The following is a 12,368-nucleotide window of genomic DNA, read 5'->3' as shown; positions in this document are numbered from 1 at the left end:
TAGAATTGATTATTTAACTAAACTCAAACCTTCGTCGGTTATTAATCCTTCGCCATGCATAATATCCCAAAACTCAGCAGGAACGCTGGTTTTAGACAATTGCAGGTTTGATTCTACCCTCTTTGCGCTACTGGTGCTTAGTGCTACACTTTTTACGCCGGGTGCTGCCAAGCCAAATTGAACGCATGCGGCGGCTGGCTCAATGCTGTGTTTTTTGCATAGTTCATAAAAACGGTCTCTCCAGTTATATAAGGCTGTGCCCTCTGTACTTTCTTTATCAATTAAGTGATAATTATAGTAATCGCCGCCGGTTAAAAAGCCGCCGTTAAACACGGCAGAATTAATAATGAGAACGCCTTTTTGCTCAAGCTCCTGCATAAACACCAGTAAATCTTCAGGATGGCTATGCACGGTCATGCTGTTGGCTATCATTACCCAGTCCAGCTTTACATCATTAGTAATTTGCTTAATGCTGTGCCAATCCTTAGCGCCCACACCTACCGATTTTACCTTACCTTCTGCTTTCAACTCAAGTAGCGCCCGGTAAGCATCTAATATATCCTGGTAGCGTTTGGTTTTATCCTCTCCATTGGTTGCTGCGCTAAGATACTCATCCGGGTCATGCACCGAAACAAATTGAGCTTCGTAATTGCCCAGCAACTCATTGCCCTGGTTGTAGCATTCTAAAATTCCTTTATAGCTTATATTTTGAACAGCATCGTACTCAAGGTCAACCCAAACGCCGGGCTCAAAAGTTGGCTCGGGTGTGGTTAACGGGGTGCGTAACCAGCCCAGTTTATTACTGATAATGATATCATCGGGATTAACGTTTAAATCTTTAAGGCACTGCCCTATCGACTCAAGTGCCAAACCGGCACCGTATTTACCGGCCGAATCTAACACGGCAGGTTTGGCACTATGCAGCACAAACTGGCGCACAATATCAAGCTTTACCTCGTAAGGTAGTGCTATATATAAGTTACCAAGGCCACTGGTGCCTAATATTACCGGGGGAAGTTGTAATTGATCTTGCTCAGACATTTATTTATTTTAGGAAGGTTAGTTTGCTAATGAAGCAAAGCTATTACTATCCGTTAAATATTGAAATGTAAAAATGGTTTTTAATGGTGTTGGGCCTTTATAGTATATAAGCAAGGTTTGATATAATATTAGCCAGCAATATTTTGTATACTGATATAATTACCTACCTTTAATCGTCATTCTGACACTAAATAAACCTGTAATAACCTATGCTTAAACTAACTAAGGCAGCAAAGCTGTTTATAGGCGCTTTACTTTGGGCTACCACCAGTTTTGCGCAAACTCCGGCACGTATTGAGGTAAATCTGGCTAAAACTAAAGCCCCAATGAAACCAGTTTGGGCCTGGTTTGGGTACGATGAGCCTAATTATACTTATATGAAAGACGGTAAAAAGCTGCTCTCCGAAATTGCAAAATTGAGCCCGGTGCCGGTTTATGTTCGCACGCATAGTTTATTGGTAACTGGCGATGGTGAGGCTGCCCTGAAATGGGGATCGACCAATGCATATACAGAAGATGCCAACGGCAATCCGGTTTACAACTGGCGTTTGGTTGACAGCATATTTGATACCTATGTAAAACGAGGTATGAAACCCTTTGCACAAATTGGATTTATGCCCCAGGCCCTGTCAACCCACCCCGAACCTTACCGCCATTACTGGAAACCCGGCGACCCATATACCGACATAATTACCGGCTGGGCCTACCCACCTAAAGATTATAAAAAGTGGGGTAATTTGGCTTACGAGTGGGTAAAACACAGTATTGCACGCTATGGCAAAAAAGAAGTAGAAAGCTGGTACTGGGAGGTTTGGAACGAACCCAACGGCCACTACTGGAAAGGCACCCAACAGGAGTTTTTTAAATTGTACGACTATGCTGCCGATGGTGTTAAACGCGCACTGCCAACCGCAAAAATTGGCGGCATTAATATAGCAGGCACATCAAGCCGTGGTGCACAGCAATGGACTAATGCTTTTATTAAGCATTGCCTTACCGATACAAATTACGCCACCAGTAAAATTGGTTCTCCGCTTGATTTACTTGCTTTTCACGCCAAGGGAAATCCTAAGTTGGTGGGCAACATGGTGCAGATGAATGCGTCGCCGCAACTGCGCGATATTGCTACCGGGTTTAAAATTGCAGCATCATACCCTCAAACTAAAAACATCCCTTTAATCATAGGCGAATCGGACCCGGAAGGCTGTGCAGCTTGCGGCATGGCTACTAACCCGTCTAACGCTTACCGTAACGGTACCATGTATTCGAGCTATACCGCGGCTACATTTGCGCGCAAATATGAGCTTGAAGATCAATATGCTATAAATTTTAAAGGAGCGGTGTCATGGTCATTTGAGTTTGAAAACCAGCCCTGGTTTTATGGATTTCGTGATTTGGCTACCAATGGTGTAGATAAGCCGGTACTTAACGTATTCAGGATGTTTGGCAAAATGGGTGGCAACCGTGTAGAAGCTACCAGCAACCGCATGTACCCGCTTAAAACCGTAATGGATTCGAGCATACGCGGACCACAAACCGATATTGGTGTATTGGCCTCCAAAAATGAGCGTTCTGCAGGGGTAATGATTTGGAACTATCACGATGATGATAAGCAAGGACCGGCCGAACCGGTTGCTGTTACCATTAATAATATACCTGCTAAAACGGTTACTTTAACCCATTACCGCATTGATGATAAGCACAGCAACTCGTACGAGGTTTGGAAAAAAATGGGTTCACCGCAAAAGCCTACCGCTGCACAAATAGCTCAACTCGAAAAGGCTGGCCAATTGGCTACAATGGGTGCCCCTAAGAAGCTAAGTGTTGGTACAAACAATAAAATTGATGTGAATATTGAGCTTCCGCGTCAGGGTGTTTCGTTACTAAAACTGGACTGGTAAGTTTTAGCTTAACCATCTTATTATGAAAAATATATTATTGATTGTTACCTTGTTATTTACTTCAATATCAATCTTTGCACAAACACAACTACGTACCAATATTAGTGTACACGATCCTGTGATGATCAAGCAGGATTCGGTATTTTATCTGTTTTGCACAGGCATGGGCATAGCCTCCTGGTCGTCGGCAGATATGGTGCATTGGAAACAGGAAAAGCCGGTATTTGCCACCCCGCAGCAATGGGCTGTTGAGGCCGTGCCCGGATTTAAAGGTCACATTTGGGCACCTGATATTTCGTACCATAACGGCTTATACTACCTCTATTATTCGGTATCGGCCTTTGGCAAAAACACGTCTTGCATTGGTGTGGCTACTAATCCAACCTTAAACACCGAAAGCCCTGCTTTTAAATGGACCGACCATGGTAAACTCATCCAATCCATTCCCGGCAAAACCAATTGGAACGCCATAGACCCTAACCTCGCCGAAGGGAAAAACGAAACGCCTTATCTTACGTTCGGTTCTTTTTGGGGCGGATTGAAAATTGTAAAGCTCAATAAAGACCGTCTATCGGTGGCTAAACATTCAGACAAGTTAAGAACCGTGGCTACCCGTGTAAAGGATGATGGCTCACGGTTTAATGCGCCGGCTATTGATGATAACCCGCGCGATGCCGGGGGCAATGCCATTGAAGCACCTTTTATATTTAAGAAGGATAACTACTACTACTTGTTTGCCTCAATCGACTATTGCTGCAAAGGCCCCAAAAGCACCTATAAAATGATCGTTGCCCGGTGTAAAAACGTGCGAGGCCCCTATTTGGATAATAACGGCCAACGCATGGACAGAGGCGGCGGTACCGTTGTGCGCAAGGGAAATAAAGATTGGTACGGCGTAGGCCATAACGGTGTGTGCAGTGCCGATGGAAACGATTACCTTGTATATCATGGTTACGATGCAGCCGATAAAGGCAAATCCAAACTCATCATCAATAAAATTGACTGGCAAAACGGGTGGCCGGTTATCAGTAACGATGCTAAAAACCTGGCGGCTGCTAATTAAACAACTAAATAAAAAAGTGATGCCGGTCATATTTTACTTTGATGGCTATCATTCGGTATAATTTTTTAGGTTTGGATATTTGATTTGTGTCACATTCATATCCCTACATGGAAAATGCCGCCCTGCTAACCGCTATAATTGATAACGCCATTGATGGTATAATTACCATTGATGAACGCGGTAATATTGAGAGCATTAATCCATCGGCTTGTAAACTGTTTGGCTATGCCCCCGATGAGGTGGTTGGTAAAAATGTATCCAGCTTAATGCCCCCGCCCGATAAGCAGCACCACGATGAATATATAAATCGCTATCAGCAAACGGGCAGGGCACATATCATAGGCATAGGTCGCGAGGTGAAAGGCTTGCGCAAAGATGGCACTGTGTTTCCGTTCAGGCTGGGTGTAAGCGAGGTGCAATATTCGGGGCGTAAAATATATACCGGCTTTATACATGATCTAAGCCGCGAAAAAGAAGCCGAAGAGCGCCTTAAGGAATACGCCACCCACCTGGAGGATGAGGTAGAAGAACGCACCCTGTCACTCAAAGAAAGCCTGAAAGCATTACAAACGGCCAAGGAAGAAGTAAGCCAGTCGCTCGAGAAGGAAAAAGAGCTAAGCCAGCTCAAAAGCCGTTTTGTATCTATGGCTTCACATGAGTTCCGTACACCGTTAAGTTCCATACAGTTATCGGCTTCACTTATTGAAAAATACGCGCAGCAATTTGATAACCCGAATATTACCAAACATGTGGGTAAAATCAAAAATTCGGTAGGTAATTTAACCGGAATACTGAACGATTTCCTATCGCTCGAAAAACTGGAAGCGGGTAAAGTTGAGCCGTTGTATACCACCTTTGATATTGTAAAGTTTGCCGAAGAAATTACCGAGGAAATGCAGCTTATAGCCAAGCAAAACCAAATGATTATTTATGAGCACAGCGGTACGGGCAACATCGTAAATCTCGACCAATCGTTGCTTAAAAATTGTATCATCAACCTCATTGGTAACGCCATTAAATACTCGGGCGAAAACAGCTTTATCGAGTTCAACACCGAGGTTACTGAAACCAAACTCAGCATCATCATAAAAGACAATGGCATAGGAATTCCTGAAACCGACCAAAAACACTTGTTCGAGGCATTTTTCAGGGCGCACAATACAGGCAATATTCCGGGAACGGGTTTGGGCTTAAACATTGTTACCAGATACGTGGGCTTAATGAACGGACAAATTCAGTTCAGGAGTCAGGTAAACGAGGGCACGGCATTTACCTTATCATTTAATTTATAAAATGAAGACCATTTTAATCATCGAAGACAACAACGACATACGTGAAAGTACAGCCGAAATACTTGAGCTATCGGGCTTTAAGGTATTGCAGGCGGCGCATGGCAAAATTGGTGTAGATGTAGCCATACAGCAAATACCCGATTTAATACTTTGTGATATTATGATGCCCGAATTAGATGGCTACGGCGTATTATACATGCTGAGCAAAAACCCGGCAACGTACGCTATTCCATTTATATTTTTAACCGCCAAGGCCGAACGGGTTGACTTTAGAAAAGGCATGGAAATGGGTGCCGATGATTACCTCACCAAACCATTTGATGATGTTGAATTGCTGAACGCCATTGAAAGCCGTTTAAGCAAACAACAAAAACAGGAATCTTATTACAGCAAAACCCTAAGCGGCCTCGAAAAGCTGGCAGCCAATGCCGGCAAAGGTATTGAAGAACTCAAAGCCTTGATTAACAGCCGCAAGGTTAGGCAAATTAAAAAGAAACAGGTGCTGTTTTACGATGGAGATGATCCGCAGGGCTTATACATTGTACTGGCCGGCAACGTTAAAACTTTTAAACTTGCCGAAGATGGTCGCGAACTAACCACCGGCCTTTACAAAACCGACGATTTTTTAGGCATCAATGCCCTCCTGCTTAACGAGCCTTTTACCGAGACTGCTGAGGCAATTGAAGATTCGGCGGTTTGTATGCTGGGAAAGGATGCTATTTTGGATATACTGAACCGCTACCCCGATGTAAATCAAAAGTTTTTTAAGATACTGGCTAATGACATTCGTGAAAAAGAAAACCAACTGATGGAACTGGCTTACCACTCGGTGCGCAAACGTATGGCGCAAACTTTATTAAGGTTGAGCAAGCAATCGGCAACTCCGGCAAACTTTAAAATATCGCGAGATGAACTGGCATCGCTGGCCGGCATAGCCACCGAAACCGTTAGCCGTACGTTAACCGACTTTAAAGACGAAGGCCTAATTGAAAAGAAAGGCAGCAACATAGAAATTATTGATATTACCCGCCTGGGCAAAATGAAAAACTGACACCAATCACTTTTATGGCTGACGCACCTCATTCATTAGCAATGGCCTTACCAATAGCTTTGTATGAATTAAACGCGTTAACTCATGAAAGTGGTTGCATACAGTATAAAACCTTTCGAAAAAGAATTTTTGGCCAAGGCCAATCAAAAAAGGCACGATATAACCCTCATATCAAACCCGCTAAGCCTCGATACCATACAGTTTGCCGATGGTAAGGATGCCGTAATAGTTTTTACTTACGATGAGGTATCGGCACAATTAATTGAACTGCTGGCCGGTAAGGGCGTAAAATATATCACCACATGGTCGGCCGGTACAGATCATATTGATAAGCAGGCTGCACTTATGTATGGTATAAAGCTGGCCAACGTGCCTATTAACACGCAATTTACCCATCAAAATATAGCTTACCTGCAGCACGTAGCCGAGCAAACCATTAAAAACCTTGATGCCTGGCAACAAAATAAATGTGTTGGGCAAGCTTGCGTGTGTGCTAAAAACTGTAAAGCTACGGAGGTGCATACACCGTTAAACGTTATTAAAAACTAACGCTATGGAAGCATCAGCTCAACTTTTGCAAAAATATCAGGTAGCCGTTCCGCGTTATACCAGCTACCCTACCGTGCCTTATTGGGATACCGAAGCCTTTACCACCAAGGGGTGGATGCGCACAGCTGCCTTTGCGTTTGAAGAAAGCAACCAAGAAGATGGTATAAGTTTGTACGTGCATTTGCCTTACTGCGAAAGCCTGTGTACTTACTGTGGCTGCAACACCCATATCACTAAAAACCACGCAGTTGAACTCCCCTACATACATGCGGTGCTAAAAGAATGGAGCATGTGTAAGCGCTTGTTTAAAAACAGGCCCGTTATAAGCGAAATACATTTGGGCGGTGGTACCCCTACTTTTTTTAGTGCTGATAACTTGCAAATACTCATAAATGGGTTGCTTGAAGGTGCTATTGTTAAACCCGGTGCCGAATTTAGTTTTGAAGCACACCCGGCCAATACAACCGAAGAACATTTACAGGCGCTTTACAATCTCGGGTTCCGTAGATTGAGTTTAGGTATTCAGGATTTTGATCCAAAGGTTCAGTTAATTATCAACCGGCTGCAAAGCTTTGAACAAGTTAAAACCGTTACCGATAAGGCACGCAAAGTTGGCTATACCTCTGTGAATTTCGACCTTATTTACGGGCTGCCCCTGCAAACCGTTGACAGTATTAACGAAACCATTATGCAGGTGGCACAGCTTATGCCCGACCGTATTGCCTTTTATAGCTATGCACACGTGCCCTGGGTAAAACCCGGTCAGCGTAAGTTTACCGAAGAACACCTGCCCAATCCTGAAACCAAAAAACAGCTGCACGAGTTAGGCCGCCACATGTTAACTAAGTTAGGCTATCATGAAATTGGTATGGACCACTTTGCCCTGCACACAGATAGTTTGTACCACGCACAGCAAAGCCAAAAGCTGCACCGCAATTTTATGGGTTATACCCATCAATACACCAAACTGAGTATTGGCCTTGGCGTGTCGGCCATCAGCGATAGTTGGTATGCCTTTGCTCAAAACGTAAAAACGGTTGAGGAGTACCTTAAACTGGTTAACAACGGCACCTTACCAGTTACCAAGGGACACATTTTAACCCGCGAAGATTTGATCATCCGCCGGCATATACTGGAGATCATGTGTACAGGCAAAACCTGCTGGAACTTTTATGCCGAACCCTGCATAGCCCTTGTAGACGGCATTGCACGTTTGGAAGAGCTTGCTGAGGACGGCTTGATTGAATTAAACTCGTGGTGCCTTACCGTAACTCCAACGGGCAAACGCTTTTTGCGCAACATTTGTATGGCGCTTGATGCCCGCCTTTGGGCCGATAAACCGGCAACACAGCTATTTAGCATGGCCGGATAAATAAGTTTTTTAGTTGTTGTTTATTTAGTGTTTAAATGGGCCGGAAACGGCAAAGGCGGTTCAAATTTTGAACCGCCTTTTTTGCTGAATGGTAAATTAGCTATGGGTTAAACCATAGCTTGGGTTAATGCCTTTAAATGTGTCTCGGAGATAATAAGGTCCTGGTACATTTTGTTAAGGTAATCCTGTGTTTGATTGTTAATTTGGGGCAGCAATTGTTTATAATAGTTAATACCCGCCTGCACCTGATCTTTAAATTTGAGGATGAGTTTTTCTTTTTTATCGCTCCACTCCCGTACCTGTATGTTCATATCTTTACGCAGATGTTCGATGTAGAGGTTAAGTTCTTTGATAAAGAGGTTAGGGCGCTCAATATTTTGTAGCACATTTATTTTGCCGTAAATGTGGCCCACCATTTCATCCAAAGTATACACCCCTGAAAAATAAGCCAGGTTTGGGCCGGGGCATACGGCAACAGCATTACTTTCGCGCGGTTTGAGCATATTGTTTTTGATATAGGCCGATGCGCACAAACCCTCGCAAAGACAAACCTTTTCGGTGATGGTTTCCAGTTGTTCCTGATATTCAGCAACGGGTAAGGCTAATGTATCTAACTGCTTAATTTTAAGGTGTTGATACTCACGCGATGCGGTACAGATAGGCTGCTCAGTAAACTCGGTATTGGTGCATAAGTACTTTTTAACACATGGACTGCCGGGCCTACCCTTTTTTATACGTTCAATACGTTGCTTTTCCATAGTGCTGCCTTTAAAGTTGTTAAACAGTATGCCCAGTGGTGACGCTGCACTTACGTAGTAATCATCCTCATGCGAATCAGCCAGTTGATGCAGGGTTTCATCATCAACATTGGTGGCTTCGGGTACCAGTAAAAACGGGCTTCCCCAGCCGGTACCATCCAATTGGTAATGCTTCATCAAAAAGTTATCCTCCAGCGATGTCCCAATCCCACCCTGAACTGAAATACGTTGTTGTGGTGAAGTTGCCAGTGTAATTCCTTTATCGGCAAGCGCGGCATTATACATAGTGCTTAACTCGGTGAGCATGGCTTGCCGTTTCTGCTTAAATTCTTCCAGTATCGGCCCTAATAACAAGCCTTCGGTTGCAAAAGCATGGCCTCCGCAATTTAAGCCCGATTCGACCCTGAACTCAGATACCCATAAGCCCTTTTTGGCCAAAAATTTAGCCTGTATTAATGCCGAGCGAAAATCACTAACTTTCAGAATGATTTTTTTACGCAGATGGCCTTTTTCATCAGGATAAAAATCTTTAAACCTTTCTAGATAACTGTAAAGCCTGGGGTTCATTCCGGCCGATAATATTAGCGATGATTCGAGGTTACTTTGGGCAAAGCCACGCAGAGATGCCAGGGCATCGGTATTTTCGTCGCCGGTGTATTGGCCATCGGTATCAAAATTCAGCTTATCCACTTTTGACATGATGTTAACATCAATAGCGCCCTTCTTCATATTATTGCGCAGTATGTTCTCAAAAATATGTCTCCGGTTTTCGTACGGGTACTCCTGCATTAAATCGTAACCTTGCTTTAGGTTTGACTGTGGCGGAAGCAGATCAAAATACCTGTCGAGATCGGAATTTTGGTTAAAAGGTAATTGCTTCAGTTCTTCAAACTGGCGGGTTACCTCATCATTTAGTAAATTAAGATAGGCTGTGATACGACGGGCACGACAATCGGTTTCGTTTTTGTAAATAGGCGTGTAAGGCAGGTTAAGTTTAGCCGAATGATGCTTGCGCATGCGCTCTACCAGTTCATCATCAACAATAGAAACTGTTGATGAAATACCATAGCGGGCTAACTTTAAAGGCGTATCAACAGAAAAACCAAGCCCTAAAACCGGGATATGAAAAGTATGGCTCATAAAAAAATAGAATAAAAAGTTGGGACATAAAAAAAGCGGCCTTGCAACCGCTTTTGTGTTTGAGTATAATATTTACAGAACAAATACCAGCGTCATGAATATATGTATAGCAATGCTTGCAGCAAAAAATAATAGTGCTGTACGGATACCTGCACCGCCCATGGTGGCAATTAAGTTAGCAAAAAAGCTTACCATGGTTACTGCCAACACAATAGCCGGGGCATTGTAATAATACATTAATACGGCAGGCAATGGTAAAAAGAAAACGCCGTGAACCATGAGTACAATAAAGAACCACTGTACATGTTTGCCCTTTTGGCTATCGGCAAATTGGGTAAATTTTGCCCAAAGGGTTATATTGTTTTGTGCTGTATAATCAGTTGCAACATTCCAGGTTGCGGGGGCTGTTGTTTTAAGAGTTGCCATGATTTTGTGTTTAAATGTTATACACAAATATGCCAAGGTTTAAACCCCTGCCCCATGACGCCTGTCAGCACAAAAAATGACTTTCGACACATTTTTTAACTTCGTAGGGAAGTTTACTGCAATACGGCTTATTTTAAAAGTAGAGAATACTTTTTGATAATCTTCCAGGTGCTTTCATCACTATCAAAAACAGTGTTGAGTCCTTGTTCTTCCTGTGGTGGATCGCCCATGTAATCGTCACCATCTTTCCAAAAAAGCTGTCCTGGAATTGGCCGTGCTGTACCGCCAAATGCCCAAAAATTGCACCCGGCTATTACACCACCTGTGCGTTTACTGATAAGCAATTGGTCAAACATCAGCGTATAGTATTTATCACGCGATGTTGTGGCGGCTTTATAGTCGAATGAATGCAAATCTCTTGGCAAACCAAATTCTTCAATAACCAGTGGCTTTTTAAGTTTGGTTGCTATGGCAACATTGCGTTTAATGAAATTTTGTGTGTTTTGAATTACTGTGGGCATGCCTTTTACAATACTGGTATCGCTAAACCAGCTCCAGTTTTTTGGCCAGATGTGTATGGTGAGGTAATTAATCTGTGCAGGTGCATGTATTTCTTCGTACAACTGGTCCGATTCTTCGGTTCCTATATAGCCTTCGGTTCCTATGGTTACGAGGTGGTTTTTGTCAATTGATTTTATCGTTTGGGTAATATCTTCTATCCAGGTTTTATAGGCCTCAATTGATGCCGGGCGCATAGGGCGCGGTTCGTTGGCCAGTTCCCAGGCCATAATGGCTGGTTCATTTATGTAAGCTTTTTTACTGTACGTGTTTACGCGGTGCAAGATATAATTGAGTTGTTTTTTATAATCCTGAACACATGGCTTGCAGGTATAAAACTTGCTGGTCATATCGCGCAAATTATCCCATGTTGGTTTATCTTTTAATGCCGAATCTTCAATTTGGCCATTCCAATTTAAATATTGTAGAAAGCCGCCGCTCCATTCCCAGTTATTGCTCAGGTATAATATGGCATACATTTTACGCTTGCCCATCTCATACAGCAGGTAATCAAGACCCTTGAGCACATTAGGATCAAAAATATTATGCTCAGGCTGGAGAGCGGGTTTTACCCTGTCAACACCATTAATTATTCCCTTTCCTTCGGCACCGGCCAGTATTCTAAGATTGGTAACTCCATGGGCTTTTAAAAAATCGAGTTCTTGGCGCAGGCGCTCTTTTCCTTTTACCGAATCAGCCGATAAGGTTAACAAACCACCATACCAATAATTTGCGCCAATGTAATAGTATGGTTTGTTTTGTACCGTAAAACGTCCATTATTAACTTTTACAAACTGAGCATTGGTATTTAATGAGCATAGCGTACAACCAATACATAAAAAAGAAAATAGTATAAAGGCATTGAGCTTCATGAGTATAATTTTTGTGCTAAAAAGATGGATTATCCTGGTAGCGATATAAATGTAAAACTTGTATGCAATGCCCGTACATTTTCTCCCTCAAAATTATTCTACAGCTGATACTTTGAATTTGGGCGCTTCATTACCAATTACATAAAGGTAATTTACGTTTTGCCATTCGGCTTCAAAGGTAGCGGCATCAACATTGGCAATAATATGCGCTTCTATTTCATCATAGTTTCCCTCGGCTTCTTTTTCAAAGGCGTAAGAAATATCAATGATGATGTAGGTCAAATTTACCAATATTTCCGGGTTTGTGTATTGCTATACATTCCTCAAAATGGGACGCACCCACAT

Annotated in this window: 11 protein-coding genes; 6 read left to right on the top strand and 5 right to left on the bottom strand. The window is 42.9% G+C overall.

Annotated elements, in window-relative coordinates:
* Positions 1-9: 9 nt before the first annotated feature.
* Positions 10-1,041, bottom strand: a complete 1,032-nt coding sequence (locus QE417_RS02675) for an aldo/keto reductase (protein ID WP_311947354.1) — start codon at positions 1,039-1,041, stop codon at positions 10-12.
* A gap of 209 nt (positions 1,042-1,250) precedes the next feature.
* On the opposite strand from QE417_RS02675, the gene QE417_RS02670 reads away from it, so the two are divergent.
* The 6 genes from QE417_RS02670 to hemN all read left to right on the top strand — a co-directional run bounded on the left by QE417_RS02670 (position 1,251) and on the right by hemN (position 8,269).
* Positions 1,251-2,942, top strand: a complete 1,692-nt coding sequence (locus QE417_RS02670; protein ID WP_311947353.1) for a GH39 family glycosyl hydrolase — start codon at positions 1,251-1,253, stop codon at positions 2,940-2,942.
* Between the two features lie 22 nt (positions 2,943-2,964).
* A complete protein-coding gene (locus tag QE417_RS02665; protein WP_311947352.1) occupies positions 2,965-4,005 on the top strand; it encodes an arabinan endo-1,5-alpha-L-arabinosidase in 1,041 nt (346 codons plus the stop codon).
* Between the two features lie 107 nt (positions 4,006-4,112).
* Entirely contained in the window at positions 4,113-5,297 is a 1,185-nt protein-coding gene (locus QE417_RS02660; protein WP_311947351.1) for a PAS domain-containing sensor histidine kinase, read from the top strand.
* Between the two features lies 1 nt (position 5,298).
* Entirely contained in the window at positions 5,299-6,348 is a 1,050-nt protein-coding gene (locus QE417_RS02655) for a response regulator (RefSeq protein ID WP_311947350.1), read from the top strand.
* 84 nt (positions 6,349-6,432) lie between these two features.
* The gene (locus QE417_RS02650; protein WP_311947349.1) at positions 6,433-6,897 is read left to right on the top strand and encodes a lactate dehydrogenase; all 465 of its coding nucleotides are present in this window, start codon (positions 6,433-6,435) and stop codon (positions 6,895-6,897) included.
* Positions 6,898-6,901: 4 nt separating this feature from the next.
* Positions 6,902-8,269, top strand: coding sequence for an oxygen-independent coproporphyrinogen III oxidase (gene hemN, locus QE417_RS02645; protein ID WP_311947348.1), 1,368 nt, complete (start codon positions 6,902-6,904; stop codon positions 8,267-8,269).
* 107 nt (positions 8,270-8,376) lie between these two features.
* Here hemN and QE417_RS02640 read toward each other — a convergent pair whose 3' ends face one another.
* The 4 genes from QE417_RS02640 to QE417_RS02625 form a co-directional block, all read right to left on the bottom strand.
* Positions 8,377-10,167, bottom strand: a complete 1,791-nt coding sequence (locus QE417_RS02640; protein WP_311947347.1) for a hypothetical protein — start codon at positions 10,165-10,167, stop codon at positions 8,377-8,379.
* 72 nt (positions 10,168-10,239) lie between these two features.
* On the bottom strand, positions 10,240-10,593 hold the full coding sequence (locus QE417_RS02635; RefSeq protein WP_311947345.1) for a hypothetical protein: 354 nt from the start codon (positions 10,591-10,593) through the stop codon (positions 10,240-10,242).
* Between the two features lie 128 nt (positions 10,594-10,721).
* Positions 10,722-12,023 carry a glycoside hydrolase 5 family protein gene (locus tag QE417_RS02630; protein ID WP_311947344.1) on the bottom strand — a complete coding sequence of 434 codons (1,302 nt, stop codon included), beginning with the start codon at positions 12,021-12,023 and terminating at the stop codon, positions 10,722-10,724.
* Between the two features lie 93 nt (positions 12,024-12,116).
* Entirely contained in the window at positions 12,117-12,314 is a 198-nt protein-coding gene (locus QE417_RS02625; protein ID WP_311947343.1) for a hypothetical protein, read from the bottom strand.
* Positions 12,315-12,368: the final 54 nt, after the last annotated feature.

The sequence above is a fragment of the Mucilaginibacter terrae genome, from assembly GCF_031951985.1.
GTDB lineage: Bacteria > Bacteroidota > Bacteroidia > Sphingobacteriales > Sphingobacteriaceae > Mucilaginibacter > Mucilaginibacter terrae_A.
The sequence above is the reverse complement of the archived record's forward strand: the minus strand, read 5'-3'. Positions and strand labels throughout refer to the sequence as shown.

Excerpts from the sequence above, each read along its gene's own strand:
- QE417_RS02670 (WP_311947353.1), top strand. The coding sequence starts at position 1,251 with ATGCTTAAACTAACTAAGGCAGCAAAGCTGTTTATAGGCGCTTTACTT.
- QE417_RS02655 (WP_311947350.1), top strand. The coding sequence starts at position 5,299 with ATGAAGACCATTTTAATCATCGAAGACAACAACGACATACGTGAAAGT.
- QE417_RS02635 (WP_311947345.1), bottom strand. The coding sequence starts at position 10,593 with ATGGCAACTCTTAAAACAACAGCCCCCGCAACCTGGAATGTTGCAACT.
- hemN (WP_311947348.1), top strand. The coding sequence starts at position 6,902 with ATGGAAGCATCAGCTCAACTTTTGCAAAAATATCAGGTAGCCGTTCCG.
- QE417_RS02660 (WP_311947351.1), top strand. The coding sequence starts at position 4,113 with ATGGAAAATGCCGCCCTGCTAACCGCTATAATTGATAACGCCATTGAT.
- QE417_RS02665 (WP_311947352.1), top strand. The coding sequence starts at position 2,965 with ATGAAAAATATATTATTGATTGTTACCTTGTTATTTACTTCAATATCA.
- QE417_RS02640 (WP_311947347.1), bottom strand. The coding sequence starts at position 10,167 with ATGAGCCATACTTTTCATATCCCGGTTTTAGGGCTTGGTTTTTCTGTT.
- QE417_RS02675 (WP_311947354.1), bottom strand. The coding sequence starts at position 1,041 with ATGTCTGAGCAAGATCAATTACAACTTCCCCCGGTAATATTAGGCACC.
- QE417_RS02650 (WP_311947349.1), top strand. The coding sequence starts at position 6,433 with ATGAAAGTGGTTGCATACAGTATAAAACCTTTCGAAAAAGAATTTTTG.
- QE417_RS02630 (WP_311947344.1), bottom strand. The coding sequence starts at position 12,023 with ATGAAGCTCAATGCCTTTATACTATTTTCTTTTTTATGTATTGGTTGT.